Source organism: Aliiroseovarius sediminis (genome assembly GCF_022678485.1).
Classification (GTDB): Bacteria; Pseudomonadota; Alphaproteobacteria; order Rhodobacterales; family Rhodobacteraceae; genus Aliiroseovarius; species Aliiroseovarius sediminis.
This window is the reverse complement of record NZ_JALBYP010000034.1, coordinates 13,888-35,996: the sequence shown is the minus strand read 5'-3', so window position 1 is coordinate 35,996 and position 22,109 is coordinate 13,888. Positions and strand designations below refer to the sequence as shown.

The following is a 22,109-nucleotide window of genomic DNA, read 5'->3' as shown; positions in this document are numbered from 1 at the left end:
CGGGTAGGACCGCCCTTTCGCCTTGATACGGTGAGAAACTGGGAGGAAAACATGATTTCACTGATGAAGAAACTGGCGCTGACCACGGCTGTGGCCGCTGCCCCGCTGTTGGTCGCCACGTCCGCCATGGCAGACGGGGAAAAATACATTCTGGTCAGCCACGCGCCCGATAGCGATAGCTGGTGGAATACCGTCAAGAACGGCATCGCGCTGGCAGGTGAGCAGATGGGGGTCGAGGTTGAATACCGCAACCCACCCACAGGTGACCTTGCCGATATGGCGCGGATCATCGAACAAGCGGCTGCGTCCGGTCCAAACGGAATTATCACGACTTTGGCTGACTATGATGTGCTGAGCGGCCCGATCAAATCGGCCGTGGATAGCGGTGTGGACGTGATCATCATGAACACCGGGACACCAGATCAAGCCCGCGAAGTCGGTGCGTTGATGTATGTCGGCCAGCCTGAATATGACGCAGGCTTTGCCGCCGGACAACGTGCTAAAGACGACGGAATCGGCAGTTTTCTGTGCGTAAATCACTATATCGTGCAGCCCGCATCGCAAGAACGTTGCCAAGGCTTTGCTGACGGGCTGGGCGTCGACTTGGGCGAACAGATGATCGACGCAGGGCAAGATCCTGCCGAAATCAAGAACCGCGTGATGGCCTATCTGTCTGCCAACCCCGACACTGACGCGGTGCTGACGCTTGGGCCGACCTCGGCTGATCCCACGCTGCTGGCTTTGGAAGAAAACGGCTTGGCTGGTGATATCTATTTCGGCACATTCGATCTGGGTGGCGAGATTGTCGAAGGTATCAAATCCGGCGTGATCCAGTGGGGCATCGACCAACAACCCTTCCTGCAGGCCTATCTGCCGGTCGTAGTGATGACCAACTATCACCGCTATGGCGTACTTCCGGGCAACAATATCAACTCCGGCCCGGGCTTTGTGACTGCGGACGGGCTTGCCAAAATCGAAGAGTTCGCGGGTGAATACCGCTGATCTTCTACCATAAAGGCGGCCATAGCACTTTGGCCGCCTTTCTTGTTTCTGAAACTCCACGTCTTGCCAATGACAGATGAGGCCCCAATGACCAACGTCCCCACCCCTGCTGAGGTCGACGAACGGATCAAGACTCGTTCCAGGTTTCGCGAAGCCATGATCCGCCCTGAACTGGGCGGGATCGTGGGCACCATTGCTGTGTTCACCTTCTTTCTATTGTTTGCCTTCGACAGTGGCATGTTCAACAGCCAAGGGATCATGAACTGGTCGATCGTGTCGGCGCAATTCATGATCATCGCAGTGGGCGCTTGCCTGTTGATGATCGCGGGCGAGTTCGATCTGTCTGTTGGGTCGATGATTGGCTTTGCGGGCATGTTGATCGCAATTTTTGCAGTCACGCTTAGCTGGCCGGTCTGGATGGCGATCCTTGTGACATTCGTGATCTGCATCGCCATCGGCGCACTGAATGGTTTCATCGTCGTACGCACGGGGCTGCCCAGTTTTATTGTGACGCTGGCTTTCTTGTTCATTCTACGCGGCTTTGCGATCTTTTTGCCGCAGCAGATCGAGCGTAAGACAATCATCGGCGGTATCAAGGACGTGGCTGAAGGTGATTGGTTGGCGGCAGTGTTTGGCGGCAAGGTTTTGGGCGGCGTATTTGAATGGTTGGGTGATGCAGGTATCATCGCCACGTTCGAACGTGGCACCCGCAAAGGCCAACCCGTCGTCGATGGCATTCCCATGCTGATCATCTGGGCTCTGGTTCTGGTTTTGCTGGGCCATATCCTGCTGACCAAAACGCGGTTCGGAAACTGGATTTTCGCTGCGGGTGGCGATGCTGAGGCAGCAAGAAACTCGGGCGTTCCGGTGAACAAGGTCAAGATCAGCATGTTTATGCTAACCGCTTTCTGTGCCTGTGTTTTTGCAACCTGTCAGGTAATGGAATTCGGGTCAGCCGGGTCAGACCGGGGGCTTTTGAAAGAATTCGAGGCGATCATCGCCGTGGTCATCGGAGGTGCGTTGCTAACGGGCGGCTATGGCTCGGTCCTGGGGGCAGCACTTGGCGCGCTGATCTTTGGCGTGGTACAGCAAGGGCTGTTCTTTGCCGGGGTTGAAAGCAGCCTTTTCCGCGTATTTCTTGGCGTGATCCTGCTGTTTGCGGTGATCCTGAACACCTATATCCGCCGCATTATGACAGGAGAGCGTTGATATGAATCCCGAACACGCACCAATTATCCAGATGAAGAATATCGAAAAGCACTTCGGGTCCGTCATCGCGCTTGCCGGGGTTTCGCTTGATGTGTTTCCAGGCGAATGCCACTGCCTTCTGGGCGACAATGGCGCCGGAAAATCGACCTTTATCAAAACCATGTCCGGTGTGCATCAACCCACCAAAGGCGAAATCCTGTTCGAAGGCCGCCCCATGCACTTTGCCGATCCGCGTGACGCGATTTCAGCAGGAATTGCCACAGTGCACCAACACCTTGCGATGATCCCGCTGATGTCGGTTAGTCGTAACTTCTTCATGGGCAACGAGCCGGTGAAAAAGATTGGACCGTTGACTTTCTTTGACCACGATCATGCCAACCGCGTAACCATGGATGAGATGCGCGAGATGGGCATCAACCTGCGCGGACCAGATCAGGCGGTCGGCACACTGTCCGGTGGTGAACGGCAAACGGTGGCGATTGCCCGTGCAGTTCATTTTGGCGCCAAGGTGCTGATCCTTGATGAACCGACATCAGCCTTGGGCGTGCGCCAGACTGCCAATGTTCTGGCCACCGTTGCCAAGGTTCGCAAGCAAGGCGTTGCGGTCGTGTTCATCACTCACAACGTGCGTCATGCCATGGCCGTTGGCGATCGTTTCACAGTTCTGAACCGTGGCCAGACGCTTGGCACCGCTCAGCGTGGCCAGATCACACCGGAGGAGCTTCAAGACATGATGGCCGGTGGACAAGAGCTTGTCGCGCTGGAGGGAAGCTTGGGTGGCACCGTTTAAGAGGTGCCCGACCCAAATGCTGTTAGCAATTTTATGAGCGAAAACACCTAATCCGGCATCGCCAATCAGAAACCCGAAACGCGCCGCAGGACCAGCAATGCCGCAGGTCGTGAGGGATCGGGTTACTTCTTAAGCGCAGGTAATCGGTGGCCAAGCTCGAAACCCTGTCGGTCGGTCGTGCCCGTCAGGTTACCAGGCGACCTTGACGCCCTTCTGGCTGATCGACGCTGCGGCTATCTGGGCTTTTCAGTGCCAAGATCGTCAAACGCGACGCGGCTGTATGTCCGTGACATAACATATAGGCCTTCGCGGAATTGTGTTGGGCATAACTGGCCCGTTTGCGCCGATGACCCTGCGCTTGTCTTGAATGCGACAACGTGGCAACCTAACTGAAACAACAAGTTAGGGTCCGGCGATGGCGTCGCTGGATACGCCCGCAAGGTGCTGTGCCACCAAGGAAACATTGTCCTGAACGCCCGGATGACCGCAAGGGGGGGCTTGTCCTTTGCCAGCGGTAAGCGGAGAGTGAAACGATGTATGATCCCAAGAACTTTACACTAAATGATGATGTGGCCCTGATCACGGGCGCAGGTGCCGGAATTGGTCGCGCGATGGCGTTGACCTTTGCGCAGGCTGGCGCTGCCGTAATGGTCAGCGATCTGGATGCAGAGGCGGCCCAAGCTGTCGCGAACGAGATCACACAGTCGGGCGGGCGCGCCGCGTCTCTGGCTTGTAACGTCACGCTGGAGATTGATCTGGTGAACGTGATCAACGCGACGATTTCGGAATTTGGCAAACTCTCGGTGCTGGTCAGCAACGCGGGTGGCGGTGGGCCCAAGCCCTTTGACATGCCGATGGAGGATTTCCGCAACGCCTATGACCTGAACGTGTTTTCTCTGTTCCGGTTGGCCCAGTTGGCTGCCCCTGAAATGGAAAAAGCCGGGGGCGGTGCCATGCTGGCGGTCACGTCGATGGCGGGCGAGAACAAGAATACCAACATGGCGTCCTATGGCTCGTCCAAGGCCGCGACCAACCATTTGATCCGCAATATTGCCTTCGATCTGGGGCCTAAGAACATTCGCGTGAACGGGGTTGCGCCGGGGGCCACGCGGACGGCTGCGCTGAACTCTGTGCTGAACGGCGAGATCGAGGCGAAGATGCTGTCGCACACGCCGATCCATCGTCTGGGCGAGCCGCAGGATATGGCCAACGCGGCCTTGTTTCTGTGTTCCCCCGCAGCCGCGTGGATCAGCGGACAGATTTTGACCGTTTCGGGCGGTGGCGTTCAGGAATTGAGCTAAGGATAAGCAGATGCAAACCAAGATTTTCGCGGCCACCATCGCCGCCACCCTGATGACCGGAGCCGTTGCCATGGCACAGGACACCCCCCTTGATGCGACCGCGTCCAACCCGCAGACGCTGGGCTGGATGCAGGGCTTCCCGCCAGCGCCCGACAAGACCATCCGTTTCACCGACCCCGACTATTTCGCGTTTCCGAAACTGCGCTGGACCGTGTGCCATTTCCGCGAGCTTATGCCCTCGGTCGCGGTGCGCAACGGAACGGATGGGGCAAGCGATCTGCCCGTCGATCTGGATGCCGGGCTGGGCGCTGTGACGTTCTCGCCGTTGGGCGGGGGGGATGCGATGACGTGGGATGCGGCGTTTGATGCGAATTACACCGATGGGGTGCTTGTGATGCATCATGGCCGCATCGTCTATGAACGATATGATGGTTGTTTGGACGAACACACCCTTCACGGGGCGATGTCTGTGACCAAAAGCCTGACTGGTTTGATGGCCGAGGTGCTGGTGGCCGAAGGCACGCTGGACGAAACCGCCCCGGTGGCCGACATCATTCCCGAACTGGCTGGCAGTGCGTTCGGCGATGCAACCGTGCGGCAGGTGTTGGAGATGACGACCGCGCTGGATTATTCCGAGGATTATGCCGACCCGAATGCCGAGGTCTGGACTTATGCCGAAGCCGGCAGCCCCTTGCCCAAGCCCGAAGGCTATGATGGCCCGCGCAGCTATTTCGACTATCTGACGACCGTTCAGAAGAAGGGCGAACACGGGGATGCCTTTGGCTATAAGACTGTGAACGCGGATGCGGCGGGCTGGTTGATCGCGCGCAGCACCGGGGTTTCGGTGGCCGATTATCTGTCGAACCGGATCTGGTCGCGTATCGGGGTCGAGCGCGAGGCATTTTTCACCGTCGACTCCATCGGTACGCCCTTCGCGGGCGGCGGGTTCAACGCCACCCTGCGCGACATGGCGCGGCTGGGCCAGTTGATCCTGGATGACGGCCAATGGAACGGCGAACAAGTGATCCCGGCGGGTGCCATTGCGCGTATCCGCGAAGGCGGCGACAAGGACGCGTTCGCCAAGGCAGGTTATGACCTGCTGCCCGGTTGGAGCTATCGAGGCCTGTGGTGGGTCAGCCACGACGATCACGGGGCGTTCGCCGCCCGCGGCGTGCATGGCCAGACGATCTGGATCGACCCGACCGCAGACATGGTGATTGTGCGTTTTGCGTCGAACCCCGTTGCTGCGAACGCGGCAAGTGATCCGACATCGCTGCCCGCCTATCGCGCTGTTGCCGACTACCTTATGGCCCAGGACGCCACGCCCACCCTGTCAGGCCGCGAATGGATGATCGAGGATATTGACGGCGCCGGCGTCATCGACAACAGCCCAGCCAGCCTGCAATTCCTGCCGGACGGATCGCTTGCGGGCAATACGACCTGCAACCGCCTGATCGCCAGCTATCAGGCGTCTGATGATGCGCTGTCGATCGACCTTGGCGGGTCAACCATGATGGCTTGCCCGCCCGCCTTGATGGATCAAGAACAGAAGATGTTGGAACTGTTGCCGACTGTCACCGAGTACAAGATTGACGACACCGGCGCATTGATCCTGTCGAACGAGGCCGGTCAGACCATGACCGCTCGCCGTCGCTGATGACCGCGGAAAGGAAACACAGAATGGACCCTGCGTTGGAATTCATGTCACGAAACTGGTGGGTGTTGCTGGTGCGGGGTTTGATCGCTATCGCGTTTGGCATCACCGCCTTTGTGTGGCCTGCGCTGACGCTGGCCGTTCTGGTGCTGATCTTCGGCGCGTTCATCCTGTTTGACGGGATCGTTGGCGCTATCGACGCGCTCCGCAACCGCGACCAGATGGAGAATTGGTGGCTGTGGCTGCTCGAAGGAGTGTTGGGCATCGTCGTCGGTGCCTTCACCCTGCTTATGCCCGGCATCACTGCGTTGTTCCTGCTGGGGCTGGTCGCCGCATGGTCCATTCTGGGCGGCATTTTGCGGATTATTGCGGCCATTCAATTGCGCAAGACCATTGACGGTGAATGGGTGTTGATTGCCAGCGGCCTGTTGTCGGTCGTGTTCGGCGTGGCGATCATCGCACTGCCCCATGCAGGGTTGGTTTCGATCGCTTGGATAATTGGCTTCTGGGCGGTGGCCTTTGGTATTCTGTTCGTACTATTGGCGTTTCGGTTGCGCAAGGCGGGCCAATAAAGCACCTTGAATACTAGTGGCCTGTGTGACGGCGAGTTTGCCTGAAACTTGATCATATCCTATGCGTTCTCAACGGGATAACCCCATGCGTTTTTTTGACCGAACCGGCCTTTACGTGCTTCCCTTGTTCCTTGGGGTGCTGTTCTTCGAGGCTTCGTTGACCCCGACCCTGATCCCGCGAAACTGGGTGATCCAAGGCGTTCTGGGCGGGCTTGTCATGGGGTTGGGTTATCTGATCGGGCGAATAGGGGTGTCGCTGTGGCGTCTGATGGAACTGCCCGAGCCGACCGGGCGCAGCATCGTGATTGCGCGTATATTGACAGGGGTGCCTGTGATAGTGGTGCTTGTACTGTCCCTTCTCAAGACCCGTGACTGGCAGAATGGCATACGCATCCGTATGGGGATGGATCTGGTCGACAGCACGCACACGCTGCAAATGCTTTTGCTGGCGCTGGGCGTCTTCGGGCTTCTGGTACTGTTGGGTTACGCTCTGCAATGGCTGTTCGACCGGGTGCGGTTCTGGCTTTATCGCTATATGCCGCCACGCACGGCCAATGTCGCCGGGTTTCTTTTGACCGCGTTTGTTGTGGTGACGGTCACCCGTGACGGGGTGCTGGATCGGGTGATCGAAGGCTTGGACGATTCCGTGACCCTTGCCCAAAACCTGTTTGATATGGCTCCGTTGATCCCGGCGGGTGTTTCCACGGGTGGCGCCGGGTCTTTGGTCGATTGGGGTGCGCTGGGCCAGCCGGGACGCGATTATGTCACTACGGGGCCGGATGCGGACGACATCGCGTCTTTCACCGGGCGCGAGGCTTTGCAGCCCGTGCGTGTCTATGTGGGGCGCGCGCAGGCCGACACGGCGCAGGAACGGGCCGACATCGCGCTGGCCGAGTTGAAACGGCAAGGCGGCTTTGATCGTGAGGTGTTGATTGTGGCTCTGCCGACCGGCACCGGTTGGATGGATCCGGGTGCGATGGACACGGTCGAATATATGCATGGCGGTGATATCGCCACGGTTGCGGTGCAGTATTCATATCTGCAATCCCCGCTGGCGCTGATCCTTGAAACGCGTTCAGGCCTTGATCAAGCCGAGGCGTTGATTGGTACCATTCACAACTATTGGCGTGATCTGCCGAAAGACGCGCGCCCGCGGCTTTACATCCACGGGCTGAGCCTTGGCGCGTGGTCGTCGATGCACGGCACCGACCTGTTTGCCCTGCTGGATGATCCGATCAATGGGGCGATGTGGGCGGGGCCTCCGTTTCCGTCAACAATGTGGCAGGGCATCGTGGCTTCGCGTGACAAGGGCAGCCCTTTTGTCGCCCCAACCTTGGGCGAGGGGCGGCTGGTGCGCTTTGCCTCGCACTCGCGCAATGCGGGGGGGGCGGATGGTTGGGGCAATATGCGCATCGTCTATTTGCAATACTCAAGCGACCCGATTGTGTTCTATGAACCCGCATCGCTATGGCGCGCGCCTGAATGGATGAACGAGCCGCCCGGCCCCGATGTCTCGCCCGATATGCGGTTCATGCCGGTCGTGACGCAGTTTCAGTTGGCCGTTGATATGGCGCTGGCGAATACCGCACCCGATGGCCATGGCCATGCTTACTACGGCGCGGATTATGTCGGGCCTTGGGTGGCGGTGACTGCGCCGATAAACTGGACCGCAGCCGATACCGACCGCCTGATCGCGCATTGCGATGGTGGGTTCGATGTTGGCTGCGATCATAACTGACGGCTGGGCTGCGTGTGTCAGGGCTGCGTGTCATCTTCTGCCGGCGGCTGATCGACCCGGATCACGGTCAGTGTTCGCCGCTGGTTGTCGCGCGTGTCCCAAAAGAACGCCGCCCCTTCGGTCAGACCCAGAAGTGCCACCCCGATGGGCGTCATGATCGACACTCTTTGCTCGGCGATATCCGCATTTTCGGGATAGACCAATTGCACCGTCTTGTCCGCGCCCGTGGATTCGTCGCGATACGTCACAAGGCTGCCAATGGACACCACGTCTGCCGGCATCTTTTTTGCCGGAACGATGCGAGCGCGCCCGATTTCATCCAGCAGGCGGTCCGCTAAGGCCGGGTTGCGCTGTGCAGCACCTTCGACAAGTCCTTCGATATGTGCGATCTCGTCCGCATTGATGACGATTTTCGGCGAGCGCGTGCGGCGCGGTTTGGTGGTATTCGTTTCTTGGGCAGACACTTTATGTCTCCTTTAAGGGGCGGAAATGTAGAAGGTGCGCAGGGTATGCGTCAGTCCGTTTGTGCGACCTCAAGCACGGTCACGGTGCCGACCTTGCCATCGTCAAACACCAATGGTGCGCGTTGGCCCACGCGCAGCCCTATCAAAGCAGAGCCAAGCGCGGATGAGGCGGGGATAACACCGCCCATGCCAGCACGGGCCCGTTGGACCATAAGACCGGATTCCGCCGGCCCGCCGCTGATCGAATAGACAACGTGGCAATTACTGGTGACCGTTTCGCCATCGCCACGTGTTGTGTGCTGGATATCGTCATACCGCACGGCCTGCGACACGGACGCGCTCGGAGTATGCGTTGCCTCGGGGCGATCTGCGTCCGGCAACCACGGCGATCTGCGTCGCATAGCACGGTGTTCGCCATGTGATTGCCGCACGGGCTGATGGGGGCGGTTGCTTTGATTGGATATGGGCGGTTGATTGGTGCTGGTCATGTTACCTCCTCAAACGACAGAAACGTCGCTTGTTCATTCGTTGATCTCTTCGGAAGCCCCGGGGGAAAGCAGGCGCACTCGCGCCTAAGCCACCCGGGGGGGCAGGCGGTTCAAAAGTAAGAAACGGAAGTGATCAGCGTGAACCAACATATCTAAAAGCTAGGTATGCCGCGCAGCTTCGTCAATGGGCGTTCGGATATTGGGCACATTGCACATCCAGAACAGGCAAGGAATGGCCGGTCAAGCCCTGTAAATAGGCAGTTTCGCGTCGGAACGTCGCAGGCGTGGCCAGTGGATTGAAAGTCGGGGGCGGAAGGCCCATATCTATAGCATGATGAAATTCGACTTCCATAAGAGGTTCCTGCTTTTCGCGGGAAAACTACTGAACCGCTGGTAGCCCCGGGCGGGGCTGGGCAATCGTGCCCTTGTCCGCCTCGGGGTCTTTTCTGATCTCATCGATCACAAACAAAGACGACGGCGTCAGCTTGGCCCGAATGGAATAGCAGGTAATTTGCAGTCCAGTCGCGCACATAGCGGGATCCGACGTCATGGCTTCAGTAACCTTGAAATCGGAGGATGATATGCATCCCTTTTTGGCACATCGAAATTATCTGAAATATCACCAGTCGCAGGCGTTCCAAGAACCTGCCGACCAAAGCCGCGAGTCTGTCTTCAGTCGTTGGGCGGCTACGGCCATGCGGCGCTGGAAACGGCGCAAGATGGTCGCCGCTCTTAATGCAATGGACGATCGGCTTCTGAGCGATATCGGCCTGCGCCGGGCGGAAATCCGTCGGGTCGTGGACGCGTTTGACGACCGCGAGTTGGGCATGGCGCCCGTCGCTTCAACTCAACCGGTATCTGGTCGATCCGGCACATGTGCAAAGCAGATGGCACCTCTCAGGACCAGCTAAGTTTGCAGCGTAATCGTCGCGCCGCCTATGTGACGGCGCGACATTAATCCAGGAAAGGATAAAGCCGATGATGATCTGTAAAGCTGACTTTGAAGAGCTGTTCCCGTCCGTTTTTGGACCCAAAAAACCGGAAAAACAGCCTGCCAGCGCCGAGTGCCTGAAAAAGGAAGCGCGCAGCGAGGCGCCGCGCCTTATGTTGCGAAATAGCCCGGTTAATGACAATTGCCGTGAGGCACGTCTTGCCCTCTAGAGGGTAAGACGATCGCAGCGCGCAAATCTTTCCAAGCATTGCCCCATGTCAATGAAGCCTAACCCGCGATGGGTCAAAATTGATTGATCGCAAGGGGTTTGGGATGGTGCGACCACGGTCGCATCTGGCTGCATACGTCCGCCTTAAAGGAGAGACAAGATGAAAACGATCGTGGTCGGGACTGACCTTTCAGAACGCTCGGACCGCGCGATGTCGCGCGCCGCAATGTTGGCGAAACAGTCGGGTGCGACGCTGCATGTGTTGCATGTGGTGGATGACGAACTGCCGACCTCAATCGCACAGGAGCAGCAGAAAAACGTCGAAGCTTTGCTGAACCGCCAGATCGCAAATCGTGGGATAGGCGCGGACATCAAGGTCGAGATTCACGTCGTATTCGGAAATTCCTGGTCAACCCTTTTGGATCAGGTCGAGGTGTTGGGCGCTGATTTGGTTGTTTTGGGCACCCATCGGTCGCGCGGTTTTCTGGATCGGTTTCGGGGGACGACCATCGAACGTGTCGCCGCCTCTAGCCCGGTGCCATTGTTAACGGTGAGCGAGCAAGCGAGCGCACCTTACCAGCGGCCCTTGGTTGGCGTCGACTTCTCGCAATGCGCGTGTAACGCGGCCAATCTGGTCGCGTCTATCGCCCCCGGTCACCCGGTCACGTTCCTGAACGCCTATCACATCCCCTATCGCACCCTGACCACCCGGCCCACCGCGGGGGGGGAGCTGTCGCAGCGCGACAAACAGCGAATCGAGGCATCGTTAAAAGGCGAAATGACCCAATTCGAGGAAAGCCTGAACGACGACGTCACGTATGAATGGCTGCTGGTGGAAGGCAGCCCCAGTGCCATCCTTGACCGCGAGGCGCGCCGGCTGGACGCTGATCTGGTTTGCGTCGGGCCGCACGCGCGGTCGTGGTTGTCAAAAGCTTTGCTGGGAAGCACGGCCGAGCAGTTGTTGACCGACCCGCCCTGCGATGTTCTGGTCACGCCGCTGGCACGTCCGGCGCTGGATTAGGGTATCTGCCAAATCTTAACTGTCGTTTGAACCTGATTGCGTTGGCCCCCTGCGGTTGTGCCGCGGGGGGCCGGCGCGTCGGATCAGCCACGCGGCGCCCAGAAGGTCGGGAATACCCACCAGCGCACGTCGTAGGTTGGAATATTTTGATTGTCCGCCATGACGCGACTGATGGGATACGGCGACGGTCTGCACCTCCCACCCTTCGCGCAGCATCATGGCGGGCATAAACCGGTGGATGTGGTTGAAGAAGGGCAGGTCGAAGTAAGCTTCGCGCCGGAATGCCTTGAGACCACAGCCGGAATCCCGCACCCCGTCATGCAAAAGGGCCACCCGGATCGCGTTGGCCGCCCGCGATGCCCAGCGTTTGGCAATCGTATCCTGTCGCGCGACGCGCTGGCCCTGCACCAGCCCCAGCGCCGGGTTGGCGCCGGCGTCGAAGGGTGCCAGCAGTTTCGGGATCTGGTCGGCCGGGTTCTGCCCGTCACCATCCAGCGTCACGATGATCTGCCCGCGCGCCGCGCGCACACCGTGCCGGATCGAGGCTGACTGCCCCACGCTTTCTTTGTTTTGCAGCCAGTTCAGCCAATCATGCGCCGCCGCCAGCCGCGTCAGGGAATGATGCGTGCCATCGGTGGACCCGTCATCGACCACGATCACTTCGAAAGCGCGCTCGTCCAGTACGCGCCCGACCTCTTCCACAAGGGGGCCGATGGCGACGACCTCGTCGCGGGCGGGGATAACGACGCTGATGTCGGGTATGGTTGAGGTCATGATGAGGGCTCCGGATTTGAGGCATCGGTGACACGCCAGATGGCATGGGGGGCGTTGCGGAACAGAATGTTGCGATAGGGTGGCCAGGTCGCGCCGACCTCATCAGGGCGACCGATGATCAAGCCGTCAGGGTGCTGTGTCATCCATGCGGGCAGGCCAGCGGGGTCGATGATCTCGGTCACGGGTTCGGTCAGACGTCCGGCGAAGTTGAACTCGGCATTATATTGGCGACCGACATAGGCGATGCCGTCCCCCTGATGCGGCGCGACTATAGACGCGATCCGCTTGGTGTCGAAAATGCCGTGGATTGCGCTGACCCCGATTAGGACGTTCAGTGACAACGCCGTGCCAAGGGTCAGCGTAAGTGCTCCGGGCAAGCCGCCCAACCGCACCGCCAACCAGCACACCGCCAGCATGAACAGGCCCCAGGCCAGCAGATTCGTCTGCGGGTCCAGAAGCGGCGCGGCAGAGCCAAGATCAACGAACCCCGCCCCCGCCAGCATCGCCGCGACAGCCGCCAGCAGCAAGGGCACGCTGGCCAGAAGTGGGCGGAACGCAGGGCGTTCGGGCAACAGCCCGGCGACGATCAGGGCGACAGCGGGAAGCTCGGGCACAAGGTAATGCACCTGTTTGCCGCTGATCAGGCTGAACAGCACCAGCGCAGACATTGCCCAGATCGCGGGCAGGGCAAGACCGGTATCCTGCCAGCGGGCAGTGATCGCGGCTTTCCAGACGCTCGGCACGAAAAACCACGGAAACAGAAGAAACGGAAGAAGCGTGGCGAACCACCACCAGGGCCGTGCGTGGGCGAACGAAGCGCTGATCCGGCCCGCGCTTTGCGTCCACAAGACCTCGTCCCGGTATTCAGCGCCACCGATCACGATGGCGGGCACCAGCCAAAGCGCCACAACGCCAAGGGCGGTGGCAAGGGCGATGCCGACGCCCGCAAAGGTGGACGGCCACGACACCTTGCGCCGCGTGCGCGCCCAAAGCGGGGTCAACAGCATGGCGGGGCCAAGATGCACCAATATCACCGGCCCCTTGGCCAGCACGCCAAGCGCGATCGCGACACCAACCGCCGCCCACCAGCGCCGCGCGCCGGTATCGACCGCGTTGACCAGCGCCAGATATCCGGCCAGCGTCGTGCAGGTCAGAAGCGCGTCGAACATCGTCAACCCGCCCGAGATCGCAAACAGCAACATCGCCGACAGCACCATGACGGCGCGCGGGCCGATGGTTGCATCCTCGGCCCCCAGTTTCCGGGCCAGACGGCCTGTCAGAACGATGGACAGCACCGCAAACAGCGGCCCCACAAGGCGCGCGGCGAATTCCGACACTCCGGTGAACATCCACATCAGGTTGATCGCCCAGAACAGCAGCGGCGGCTTGTGGGTATAGATGTCGTAGTTCTTGGTGGGGACGAAGTAATTGCCGCTTTGCCACATCTCCCAAGCGACGGCGACATAGCGGGTTTCGTCAATCGGTGTCAGTGGGCGCAGAAACACGCCGGCCACAGCCACAAGAAAAAAGGCAAACAGCGTCCAGCGCGCGGCAACGGTCGGTGTCATTGCGTGGCCTCGGCCCGGCGGCGTCTGATCAGGATCAGGTTGCGGGCATAGACGAACAGACCGGTCGCCTGACCAAGGATAAAGACCGGGTCTTGCCGCCAGATGGCGTATGACAAAAGCGTCAGCCCGCCCGCCAGGCTGAACCACCAGAACGCCAGCGGAATCACACTTTCGCCGCGACGTTCGCTGACGATCCACTGCACCAGAAATCTGGACGTGAACAGCGCCTGACCCAGAAACCCGATTCCGATCCAAATTGTGCTGATTGACATGACATTTCCAAAGATGACCCCCAGCCCATATGCCGGTGGCGGGCTGATGTCACCGCCACCTTACCGATTGCTGACGAATACCCTATGGTTGGCAAAAAGAATGGACCCGAACGGAATGCGATTGCTGGTTGTCGAAGATGAACACGCCTTGGCCGAGGCAGCAGCCGAACATTTGCGCGAGGCAGGTCATGCCGTCGATATCGCGGTGAAGCTGGACGATGCGCAAGCGGCGGTGCGCGCCACGTCCTATGATCTGATCCTGCTGGATTTGCAGCTTCCCGATGGGGACGGGCTGACATTGGTGCGCGACCTGCGCAACCGTGCGGCCAGCACGCCGGTTCTGATCGCCACGGCGCGCGACCAAATCATGCAGCGGATCCAGGGTCTTGAGGCAGGCGCCGACGATTATCTGGTCAAGCCTTATGATCTGGACGAGATGCTGGCGCGTGTCGCAGCCATTCTGCGCCGGGCCGACAGCAGCCGGGCCAGCCAACGCCAGTTCGGCCCGATCAGTATCGTGCCATCAGCGCAGGTCGTTTATCTGAACGACGCCCCCGTGCGCCTGACCCCCAAGGAATGGGCCATTCTCGACAGGTTAAGCCGTCGTCCCGACATCACCGTCAGCAAAGCAGACTTCGAAGACGCGCTCTACGGCTTTGGCAGCGAAGTCGAAAGCAATGCGATCGAGGCGCATGTTAGTCGCCTCAGGGCCAAGCTGGGGCGCGGTGTGATCGAAACGGTGCGTGGGTTTGGCTACAGGATGGGCAAGGGATGATTCTGCGTGACAGCTTGGCCCGGCGTTTGTCGCGGCTGATCATTTTGGGGTTTGCCGCGATCTGGCTGCTGGCCCTGATCGCCTCCGCCGTGGTGCTGCGAAACGAACAGCAAAAGCTGGCCGACAAGATCATTCAGGAAACCGCACAGGTTTATCTGCCTGCGATAGTCATCGACTATCAGCGGGCGCGGGCAGGGGGGGATGCGCCCCCGATCACCTTCAAGCCGCGGCTGCGCTTTGACCCGCAAGGCGGGTTGGAGCCAGACGCCGAGGCATTGGCCTATCGCCTGCTGGACAGGTCGGGCAAGGTCCTGATGGTCTCGGACGTGCCGCATGACGTTGCCTTTCCCCCGCCGGGCGCGCGGGGCTACAGCATGACGGAAAGCCACGTCTTTTACACCACCGCACCGGATGTGGATGGTTTTGTCATGCAGGTGGGGGATTTGCGTCAGGAACGGTCAGCAGCGTTCCTTGACAGTCTGACGGCCCTTGTTATCCCGATGTTGGCTATCCTGCCTTTGGCCTATCTGACCGTGACATGGATCGGCAACCGGGCACTTGCGCCGCTTGATCATTTGCGCGCCGAGATTGACGCGCGCAGCGATGCGCGGCTCGATCCGATTGACGCAGGCGGTCAACCTTCCGAGCTGCGCGCAATTACCTCAACCATCAACGGCTTCATGTTTCGCCTGGCCCAGGCCCTCGACGGCGAGCGTGCTTTCGCGACCAGCGCGGCGCATGAACTGCGCACCCCCGTCGCCGTCGCACTGGCACAGGTGCAACGCATGCAGGCGGAAACCGGTGAAGGTTCCAGCGGACGGCTTGCCACCATCGAAGACGCCCTGAAACGTATGAGCCGCCTTGTCACCCGTCTGTTGCAACTTGCCCGCGCAGAGGCCGGCATCGGCGGCTCGCAAGATGTGCATGATCTGATCCGACTGACCGATATCGTTGTGAATGACAGCCGCCGCGACCCAGTCCGGCGCGACCGCCTGCATGTCACGCTTGCTGATCGGCCGGTCATGGCTACGATCGACCCCGATGCGTTTGCGATGATCGCGGGCAACTTGTTGGACAACGCTTTCCAGCACGCATCGCCAGGCAGCGGCGTACAGGTTGTTTTGTTGGCTGATGGCCTGCTTTGCGTGCGCAATGAAGGCTCTGTCGTCCCCGCCGATGAACTCGCGCAGCTGTCCAAACGGTTTCAGCGTGGGGCCACCACTGCGGATGGGTTCGGGCTGGGGCTCTATATCGCCGACAAGATCGCGCGGCATTCGGGCGGGCGACTTGAGCTTCTATCGCCGCCTGCTGGCGCAAGCTCGGGATTTGAAGCGCGCTTCTATGCCCCGCTGGCGGGGTGAGTCGCCCCGTTTGCCCCTTGCGTTTCGTAAATATGCTCTAGTTTTCAGTGTTTTTCATATACACGGTAGTGATCTCGGCTTGCACGTGTAAGGTGCGGTTGCTCGCGATACATCGAATGTGTTGATTATGGACCTTCCTTGATGGCCACGCGCAGTTTCTGCTTCCTCTGGCGATAAATATCCCGGGGTCCGGGGCAGAGCCCCGGTCCGGTTCGTCAACTCATTCCGCCACCTCTGCTTTTTCCAGCACGGCGTGCATCAACACATCTGCCCCCGCCTGCGCCCATTCCTTCGAGATTTCTTCGGCCTCGTTGTGGCTTAGCCCATCGACACAGGGGCACATGATCATCGCGGTCGGGGCCACGTCGTTCACCCAGCACGCATCGTGACCGGCGCCCGATACGATATCCATATGGCTGTATCCCAGCGCGTTGGCCGCATCGCGCGCCGCGCTAACGCAGCCTTCATCGAAAGCGGGCGGGTCGAACTGGCCGACGATCTCGCATGCGAACTTGACGCCTATATCTTCGCACAGCTTCGGGGCGCGGCTCATTAACTCGTCGACCATCGCGTTCAGCTTGTCCACCAGATGCGTGCGCATATCGACGGTAAAGACCACCTTGCCCGGAATGATATTGCGGCTATTCGGATAGACGTCGATATGACCAATGGTGCCGACCGCATTGGGCTGGTTTACCATTGCGATTTCGTGCACCAGTTCCGTCACCAAGGCCAACCCGCGCCCTGCATTCTTGCGCAGCGCCATCGGGGTTGACCCGGTGTGGCTTTCCTTGCCTGTCACGGTGCATTCAATCCAGCGCAAGCCCTGGCCGTGGGTGACGATGCCGATATCCTTGCCCGCGGCCTCAAGGATCGGCCCTTGTTCGATGTGCAGCTCGAACATCGCGTGCATTTTACGCGAGCCAACCTTTTCGTCGCCGACCCAGCCAATGCGCGAAAGTTCGTCCCCGAAGGTCTTGCCCTCGGCGTCCGTGCGCGCATAGGCCCAATCCTGCGAATGTTTGCCTGCAAACACGCCCGAGCCCAGCATCGCAGGCGCAAACCGCGTGCCTTCTTCGTTGGTCCAGTTGGTCAGAACGATGGGGTGCTTGGTCTTGACGCCCAGATCATTCAAGGTGCGGATTGCTTCAAGCCCTCCCAGCACGCCCAGTACGCCGTCATATTTGCCGCCCGTAGGCTGCGTATCCAGATGCGACCCCATATAGACGGGCAGGGCCGCGGGGTCTTCACCCGGGCGCGTGGCAAACATATTGCCCATTGTGTCCACACCCACGGTGCAGCCCGCATCCTCGCACCATGTCTGGAACAGCGCGCGCGCTGTGGCGTCGTCGTCGGTCAGGGCCTGGCGGTTGTTGCCGCCAGCAACGCCGGGGCCGATCTTTGCCATCACGATCAGGCTGTCCCAAAGACGGTCGGGGTCGATGCGCAAATTGCTGGCTTGGCTCATGATATTTCCTCATTTGGCCGGCGTTGCGGCGTTGCGAAACTCGGGGCCGGTCTTACTGACAGGCTGACGGATATTTGCGCGTTCGGTCAATCTTTTTGGCCCACGGTGCAGAAAGCCATGTTTCAGGAAAAGCACATAGCGTAACCCAGATTACGTAAGGTTTTTGCATGGCAAACGAGTGAAAATGACCGCCGAGAAGACATTTTTTGGCTAAGCCAATGCCTTGACCAGCTGGCGGCCCTACGGGTCCTGGATGAAGAAGCGTTCATAAAGCAGATGCTGATCAGACCGCTTCGCCCCTAAGCAGCATCGTCAGTGCCAGCAATGTTGTCGCTATGCCAGCCAGCAGAAGGGCGGGGGGCGTTGTGCCGTAGAATACGAAATCCCAAAGCACCACCCAGCTTGGCACCAGATAAGTATAAGCCATGACCTTGCTGGCTGGCAGCCGCTGGGCGGCATATTGAACCAGAAAGAACGTGCCGGCCGTGGTCACGATGGCAAGATAGGCAACGACCATCCACACTGCCGGGCGCATGGCTACAAAGTCGGTTTTGATTAGGTCACCAAACCCATAGATGCCGGTGACAATCAGCGCCCCCAGCACCGACCCAAGCGAGGTTTGCAAAGGCTTCACATCACTTGCCAGCTTCCGCGAAACCGCCGGAACCAGTGCATGACCCAGCGCACCGATGGCAAACAGCGCCTCGCCGCGGCCAAGTTCGAACCGCATAAGCGCGCCGATATCCGCGCGAAAGATTACCCAGACGGCCCCAACCGCACCGATGGTCAGCGCAATCAACGTCCAACGCCCGGATCGCTGCCCGGCAATCAGCCGCCCGCAGCCCGCGGCCATCAGGGGCGTTAACGTGAATACCGCGGCGGTGGATACGGCGGTTGTCATCCGAAGCGCCTCGAACATCGTGATGAAATAGACGGCCATCAGCCCGCCAATCAGGCCGAACCGCCAAAACCTGTTAAAGACAGGGCGGACCGGAACATGCAGGATTCGGGCCAGCCCGAACAGGACCAGCGCGGCCAGCGCAAACCGCACGGTGTTCAAAGCGGCAGGCGCGATGTCTTTTGCGATGATGTGACCAAAGCTGAACGACAGTGACACCAGCGCCGAGAACGCCAACATCGCCAGATGGCCCTGCCGCGATTGGAACAGGGCCGCGCTGGATTCATTCGGTGGTTGCGCCGCTTGGGTTGTCGGAGTGGATCGTCCAGTTGGCATAGTGTTCCTTCACATCCGGTCCCGTTCGTTGATCTATGGTGCCGGGGGCAATGGTTTGCATGATGATGCCGCCTTCGACCGGGTGGGCATTGATACATACGTCGCAAGCCGTGCTTTCGTCATCCATCACATCAAAGTCGCTATTTTCAGACCTATTGATAGCTTGGTGCGATGTATCTAAGCAGGCTGCATAGCAGCGCCCGCGTGCGATGCAAGCCACTTGGTCGATCCGCGCCCGGGTGACGCGGTTTAGGTTCAGGTCGTACCAGCCGGCACCATTGCGCACCGCGCCCAATAGCGTGGTCAATCGAAGTATCGCCCCTTCAACCATATATTGGCAGGTCCGAAACCATCTGTCCGGGCGATATTGCGTCAAGATTGACGGTGGAGATCGATTTGTTTGTGTTGATTAAGCTGACCGCATCGGCCCCGCCCAGTGCGACCTTCCCGTGCGGATATCTGAAGTTCAGCGCGAACACACACACACAGCCGGTTTCCGCGATGCGGGGGCGGATGCGTTTTCACTCATCTTACTGTCACGACACCATGGCCGAGGCGATCAATGTCCGCAGGGCTGAGAATTTGCTTTGCACTCATGCTGGCGCCAGTCGTCCTGAGCAACTCGTGACCCACCGCTGATTGGGGTGCTTGTCGAACCCTATTCTTATTTAGCGCTTCCGACGAATGCACAAAATCAAAGGCTGTGCCAAGGCTGAAAACAGATCGCCCAGCGAAATTCAACGCGCGGGATCACAGGTTGCGGGAAATCCAGTTGTCCAGCACCTCGACCTCGCCTTTCTGCAGCCGCAAGCCAAGCTTGGACCGTCGCCAGATCACGTCATCGGCCCGGCGGGCAAACTCCTTGTCGATCAGCCACCGGACCTCTTGCGCGGTTAGGGTCGCGCCGAAGTCGTTGCCCAGATCGTCCACGCTGCTCGCCCCTGCCAGAACGTCCCAGCTTTCCATGCCGTAGGCGCGTATTAGGCGGGTGGCCCAGAGGTTTGTCAGGAAGGGGAAATCGCGTTTCAACTTGTCGATCAAGTCCTGCACGCCATCCATCGGGAAATCGCCGCCGGGCAGGGGCTGATCCGCTGTCCAATCTGCGCCAAGCTGGGGCAGGTGACGCCTGAGCTTGGCCAGCGCGTTTTCGGCCAAGCGACGATAGGTGGTGATCTTGCCGCCAAAGATATTCAAGACCGGTGCACCGTCGGTATCATTTAACTTCAGCACGTATTCCCGCGTCGCGGCGGTGGCCGAGCTTGCCCCGTCATCATACAGGGGGCGCACGCCGGAATAGGTCCAGACCACGTCATCCTTGGTGATCGGTCGCGCGAAATACTGGTTCACGAAGTCGATCAGATAGTCACGCTCCTCATCGGTGCAGACGGGGCTGGTGTCGGCGGTGTCATGCGGCGCATCGGTTGTGCCGATCAGCGTAAAGTCGTGTTCATAGGGAATGGCGAAGATGATCCGGCCATCGGTGCCTTGGAAGAAATAGGCCTTGTCGTGGTCAAACAATTTCGGCGTCACGATATGCGACCCGCGCACCAGCCGGACGCCTTCCTTGGTTTCTACATCCAGCGCGCCGTGGATCAGTTCGCCAACCCAAGGCCCGGCGGCGTTGACCACGATCTTGGCCCTGTGCCGGGTGGTGGCGCCGGTGCGGGTGTCTTGCGTTTCGATGACCCAATGATCGGCAAGGCGTGTGGTCTTGACCACCTTGGTGCGCGGCAGGATTGTGGCGCCGCGCGCCTCGGCATCGCGGGCGTTCAGGATGACAAGTCGCGCGTCATCCACCCAGCCATCGGAATATTCATAGGCTTTGGAGAACTTGTCTTTTAACGGCGCACCTTCAGGCGTGCCGGGCAGAGACAGAGTTTTTGTGCCTGGCAGGAATTTTCGCCCACCGAGGTTGTCGTAAAGAAACAGGCCCAGACGGATCAGCCATGCGGGACGCCGCCCCTTCATCCATGGCATCACAAATGACAGCAGTTTCGAGGTCGGCGTGTCCCCCTCGAACCGCATGTCCTTGTGATAGGGCAGGACGAAGCGCATCGGCCAACTGATATGTGGCATGGCGCGCAGAAGTGTTTCGCGTTCGATCAGGGCCTCGCGCACCAACCTGATCTCGAAATACTCAAGATAACGCAAGCCGCCGTGAAACAGCTTGGTCGAGGCTGACGAGGTTGCGCCTCCAAGGTCATTCATCTCGGCCAAGGTCACGGACAATCCGCGCCCTGCGGCGTCGCGCGCAATACCGCAACCGTTGATGCCGCCGCCGATAATGAAAAGGTCACTGATCTGGTCTGTGCGTTCCATGGCGGGCCTCGTTTGCATCATTCTGTCAATGTTATGCGCCGATTCTGCCAGAAAAGAAAGAAAGAGACTTTCGTAAATGTTCGTTTTATCGCAAATTGATCGCGTAGAGAGGATTTGTATGTCGCAAACACTACGGATACCTGAGATTCTGGCGATGGCGCGGCGGGACGGTAAGGTTTCGGTCGACGGGCTGGCGGCGCATTTCGGCGTGACCTTGCAGACGATCCGGCGCGACCTGACCGATCTGGCCGAAGCCGGGCGGTTGGTGCGGGTGCATGGCGGCGCGATCCTGCCCTCGGGCATATCAAACATCGCGTATGAGGAACGCCGCGCCCTGAACCAGTCCGCCAAAGCCGGGATCGCGCGTTCTGTCGCGCAATTGATCCCCAATGATTGCGCCATCTTCCTGAACATCGGCACCACGACCGAGGCGGTTGCCCATGCGCTGCTGCATCACCAAAACCTGCTGGTCGTAACGAACAATATCAATGTGGCGCAGATCCTGTCGGCCAATCCTGACTGTCAGGTGATTGTCACGGGTGGCGCCCTGCGGCCGGCGGATGGCGGGTTGGTGGGGGATCTGGCAGCGCGCGCGGTCGGGCAGTTTCGGTTCGATATCGCGGTCATTGGCTGTTCCGCGCTGGATCAGGATGGTGATTTTCTGGATTTTGACCTGCAAGAGGTCGTGGTCAGCCAAGCGGGGCTGCACGCCGCGCGGCGCCGGGTTTTGGTCTGTGATCACTCGAAGCTGTCACGCACTGCCCCCGCGCGGATTGGTGCGCTTCAGGATCTGGACCAGATCGTCACCGACGAACCCGCGCCCGACAGGCTGGCTGGTAACTGCGCCGCTGCTGGCGTCGAAATCCTTGTTGCCTAGCCGTCATTTCTGTGGTCAATGATACATGACCGGCGGTCATTTATGCGCTGGTTATGTTGCGG

At 59.7% G+C, this 22,109-nt stretch carries 23 protein-coding genes; 13 read left to right on the top strand and 10 right to left on the bottom strand.

Annotated features, from left to right (window positions below; genetic code table 11):
- Nucleotides 1-51 precede the first annotated feature (51 nt).
- From MN186_RS10780 to MN186_RS10750, 7 genes are all read left to right on the top strand, one after another.
- The gene (locus tag MN186_RS10780) at nt 52-1,002 is read left to right on the top strand and encodes a sugar ABC transporter substrate-binding protein (protein ID WP_242114381.1); all 951 of its coding nucleotides are present in this window, start codon (nt 52-54) and stop codon (nt 1,000-1,002) included.
- Between the two features lie 87 nt (nt 1,003-1,089).
- Nucleotides 1,090-2,211 carry an ABC transporter permease gene (locus MN186_RS10775; protein ID WP_242114380.1) on the top strand — a complete coding sequence of 374 codons (1,122 nt, stop codon included), beginning with the start codon at nt 1,090-1,092 and terminating at the stop codon, nt 2,209-2,211.
- 1 nt (nt 2,212) lies between these two features.
- Nucleotides 2,213-3,001 (top strand): ATP-binding cassette domain-containing protein, encoded by a 789-nt coding sequence (locus MN186_RS10770; protein ID WP_242114379.1) that lies wholly within the window; start codon nt 2,213-2,215, stop codon nt 2,999-3,001.
- Nucleotides 3,002-3,534: 533 nt separating this feature from the next.
- Nucleotides 3,535-4,302: a 7-alpha-hydroxysteroid dehydrogenase gene (hdhA, locus tag MN186_RS10765; RefSeq protein WP_242114378.1), complete on the top strand. Its 768-nt coding sequence runs from the start codon at nt 3,535-3,537 to the stop codon at nt 4,300-4,302.
- A gap of 10 nt (nt 4,303-4,312) precedes the next feature.
- Nucleotides 4,313-5,959, top strand: a complete 1,647-nt coding sequence (locus MN186_RS10760) for a serine hydrolase (protein WP_242114377.1) — start codon at nt 4,313-4,315, stop codon at nt 5,957-5,959.
- Between the two features lie 23 nt (nt 5,960-5,982).
- Complete coding sequence (locus tag MN186_RS10755; protein ID WP_242114376.1) at nt 5,983-6,528, top strand: HdeD family acid-resistance protein; 546 nt, start codon at nt 5,983-5,985, stop codon at nt 6,526-6,528.
- An 85-nt stretch (nt 6,529-6,613) separates the two neighbouring features.
- Nucleotides 6,614-8,266: an alpha/beta hydrolase gene (locus tag MN186_RS10750; protein ID WP_242114375.1), complete on the top strand. Its 1,653-nt coding sequence runs from the start codon at nt 6,614-6,616 to the stop codon at nt 8,264-8,266.
- Nucleotides 8,267-8,283: 17 nt separating this feature from the next.
- Here the strand turns inward: MN186_RS10750 and rnk are convergent, their stop codons facing one another.
- From rnk to MN186_RS10735, 3 genes are all read right to left on the bottom strand, one after another.
- On the bottom strand, nt 8,284-8,730 hold the full coding sequence (gene rnk / locus MN186_RS10745; RefSeq protein WP_242114374.1) for a nucleoside diphosphate kinase regulator: 447 nt from the start codon (nt 8,728-8,730) through the stop codon (nt 8,284-8,286).
- Between the two features lie 50 nt (nt 8,731-8,780).
- Nucleotides 8,781-9,218, bottom strand: coding sequence for a GreA/GreB family elongation factor (locus MN186_RS10740; RefSeq protein WP_242114373.1), 438 nt, complete (start codon nt 9,216-9,218; stop codon nt 8,781-8,783).
- Between the two features lie 379 nt (nt 9,219-9,597).
- The gene (locus MN186_RS10735) at nt 9,598-9,768 is read right to left on the bottom strand and encodes a hypothetical protein (protein ID WP_242114372.1); all 171 of its coding nucleotides are present in this window, start codon (nt 9,766-9,768) and stop codon (nt 9,598-9,600) included.
- On the opposite strand from MN186_RS10735, the gene MN186_RS16550 reads away from it, so the two are divergent.
- The 3 genes from MN186_RS16550 to MN186_RS10720 all read left to right on the top strand — a co-directional run bounded on the left by MN186_RS16550 (nt 9,767) and on the right by MN186_RS10720 (nt 11,399).
- Nucleotides 9,767-10,129, top strand: coding sequence for a DUF1127 domain-containing protein (locus MN186_RS16550; RefSeq protein ID WP_338024991.1), 363 nt, complete (start codon nt 9,767-9,769; stop codon nt 10,127-10,129). The genes MN186_RS10735 and MN186_RS16550 overlap by 2 nt on opposite strands.
- A 67-nt stretch (nt 10,130-10,196) precedes the next feature.
- Nucleotides 10,197-10,379, top strand: coding sequence for a hypothetical protein (locus MN186_RS10725; protein WP_242114370.1), 183 nt, complete (start codon nt 10,197-10,199; stop codon nt 10,377-10,379).
- Between the two features lie 159 nt (nt 10,380-10,538).
- Entirely contained in the window at nt 10,539-11,399 is an 861-nt protein-coding gene (locus MN186_RS10720) for a universal stress protein (RefSeq protein WP_242114369.1), read from the top strand.
- Nucleotides 11,400-11,414: 15 nt separating this feature from the next.
- On the opposite strand, the gene MN186_RS10715 is transcribed toward MN186_RS10720, so the two are convergent.
- The 3 genes from MN186_RS10715 to MN186_RS10705 are packed head-to-tail and all read right to left on the bottom strand — an operon-like array spanning nt 11,415 to nt 14,013.
- Nucleotides 11,415-12,173 (bottom strand): glycosyltransferase family 2 protein, encoded by a 759-nt coding sequence (locus MN186_RS10715; protein ID WP_242114368.1) that lies wholly within the window; start codon nt 12,171-12,173, stop codon nt 11,415-11,417.
- Entirely contained in the window at nt 12,170-13,741 is a 1,572-nt protein-coding gene (locus MN186_RS10710; RefSeq protein ID WP_242114367.1) for an ArnT family glycosyltransferase, read from the bottom strand. Before MN186_RS10710 ends, MN186_RS10715 begins: the two co-directional genes overlap by 4 nt.
- Nucleotides 13,738-14,013 (bottom strand): lipid-A-disaccharide synthase N-terminal domain-containing protein, encoded by a 276-nt coding sequence (locus MN186_RS10705; protein WP_242114366.1) that lies wholly within the window; start codon nt 14,011-14,013, stop codon nt 13,738-13,740. The genes MN186_RS10710 and MN186_RS10705 overlap by 4 nt, the downstream gene beginning before the upstream one ends.
- A gap of 13 nt (nt 14,014-14,026) precedes the next feature.
- On the opposite strand from MN186_RS10705, the gene MN186_RS10700 reads away from it, so the two are divergent.
- On the top strand, nt 14,027-14,788 hold the full coding sequence (locus MN186_RS10700; protein WP_242114365.1) for a response regulator: 762 nt from the start codon (nt 14,027-14,029) through the stop codon (nt 14,786-14,788).
- Nucleotides 14,785-16,149, top strand: coding sequence for a sensor histidine kinase (locus MN186_RS10695; RefSeq protein ID WP_242114364.1), 1,365 nt, complete (start codon nt 14,785-14,787; stop codon nt 16,147-16,149). Before MN186_RS10700 ends, MN186_RS10695 begins: the two co-directional genes overlap by 4 nt.
- 220 nt (nt 16,150-16,369) lie before the next feature.
- Here MN186_RS10695 and MN186_RS10690 read toward each other — a convergent pair whose 3' ends face one another.
- From MN186_RS10690 to glpD, 4 genes are all read right to left on the bottom strand, one after another.
- A complete protein-coding gene (locus tag MN186_RS10690) occupies nt 16,370-17,617 on the bottom strand; it encodes a Zn-dependent hydrolase (RefSeq protein WP_242114363.1) in 1,248 nt (415 codons plus the stop codon).
- Nucleotides 17,618-17,900: 283 nt separating this feature from the next.
- Nucleotides 17,901-18,851 carry a DMT family transporter gene (locus tag MN186_RS10685; protein ID WP_242114362.1) on the bottom strand — a complete coding sequence of 317 codons (951 nt, stop codon included), beginning with the start codon at nt 18,849-18,851 and terminating at the stop codon, nt 17,901-17,903.
- Nucleotides 18,799-19,158, bottom strand: a complete 360-nt coding sequence (locus tag MN186_RS10680; RefSeq protein WP_242114361.1) for a 4Fe-4S dicluster-binding protein — start codon at nt 19,156-19,158, stop codon at nt 18,799-18,801. The genes MN186_RS10685 and MN186_RS10680 overlap by 53 nt, the downstream gene beginning before the upstream one ends.
- Before the next feature lie 443 nt (nt 19,159-19,601).
- Nucleotides 19,602-21,170, bottom strand: coding sequence for a glycerol-3-phosphate dehydrogenase (gene glpD, locus MN186_RS10675; protein ID WP_242114360.1), 1,569 nt, complete (start codon nt 21,168-21,170; stop codon nt 19,602-19,604).
- Between the two features lie 118 nt (nt 21,171-21,288).
- Here glpD and MN186_RS10670 point away from each other — a divergent pair, with 118 nt between their 5' ends.
- Nucleotides 21,289-22,047 carry a DeoR/GlpR family DNA-binding transcription regulator gene (locus MN186_RS10670; RefSeq protein ID WP_242114359.1) on the top strand — a complete coding sequence of 253 codons (759 nt, stop codon included), beginning with the start codon at nt 21,289-21,291 and terminating at the stop codon, nt 22,045-22,047.
- Nucleotides 22,048-22,109: the final 62 nt, after the last annotated feature.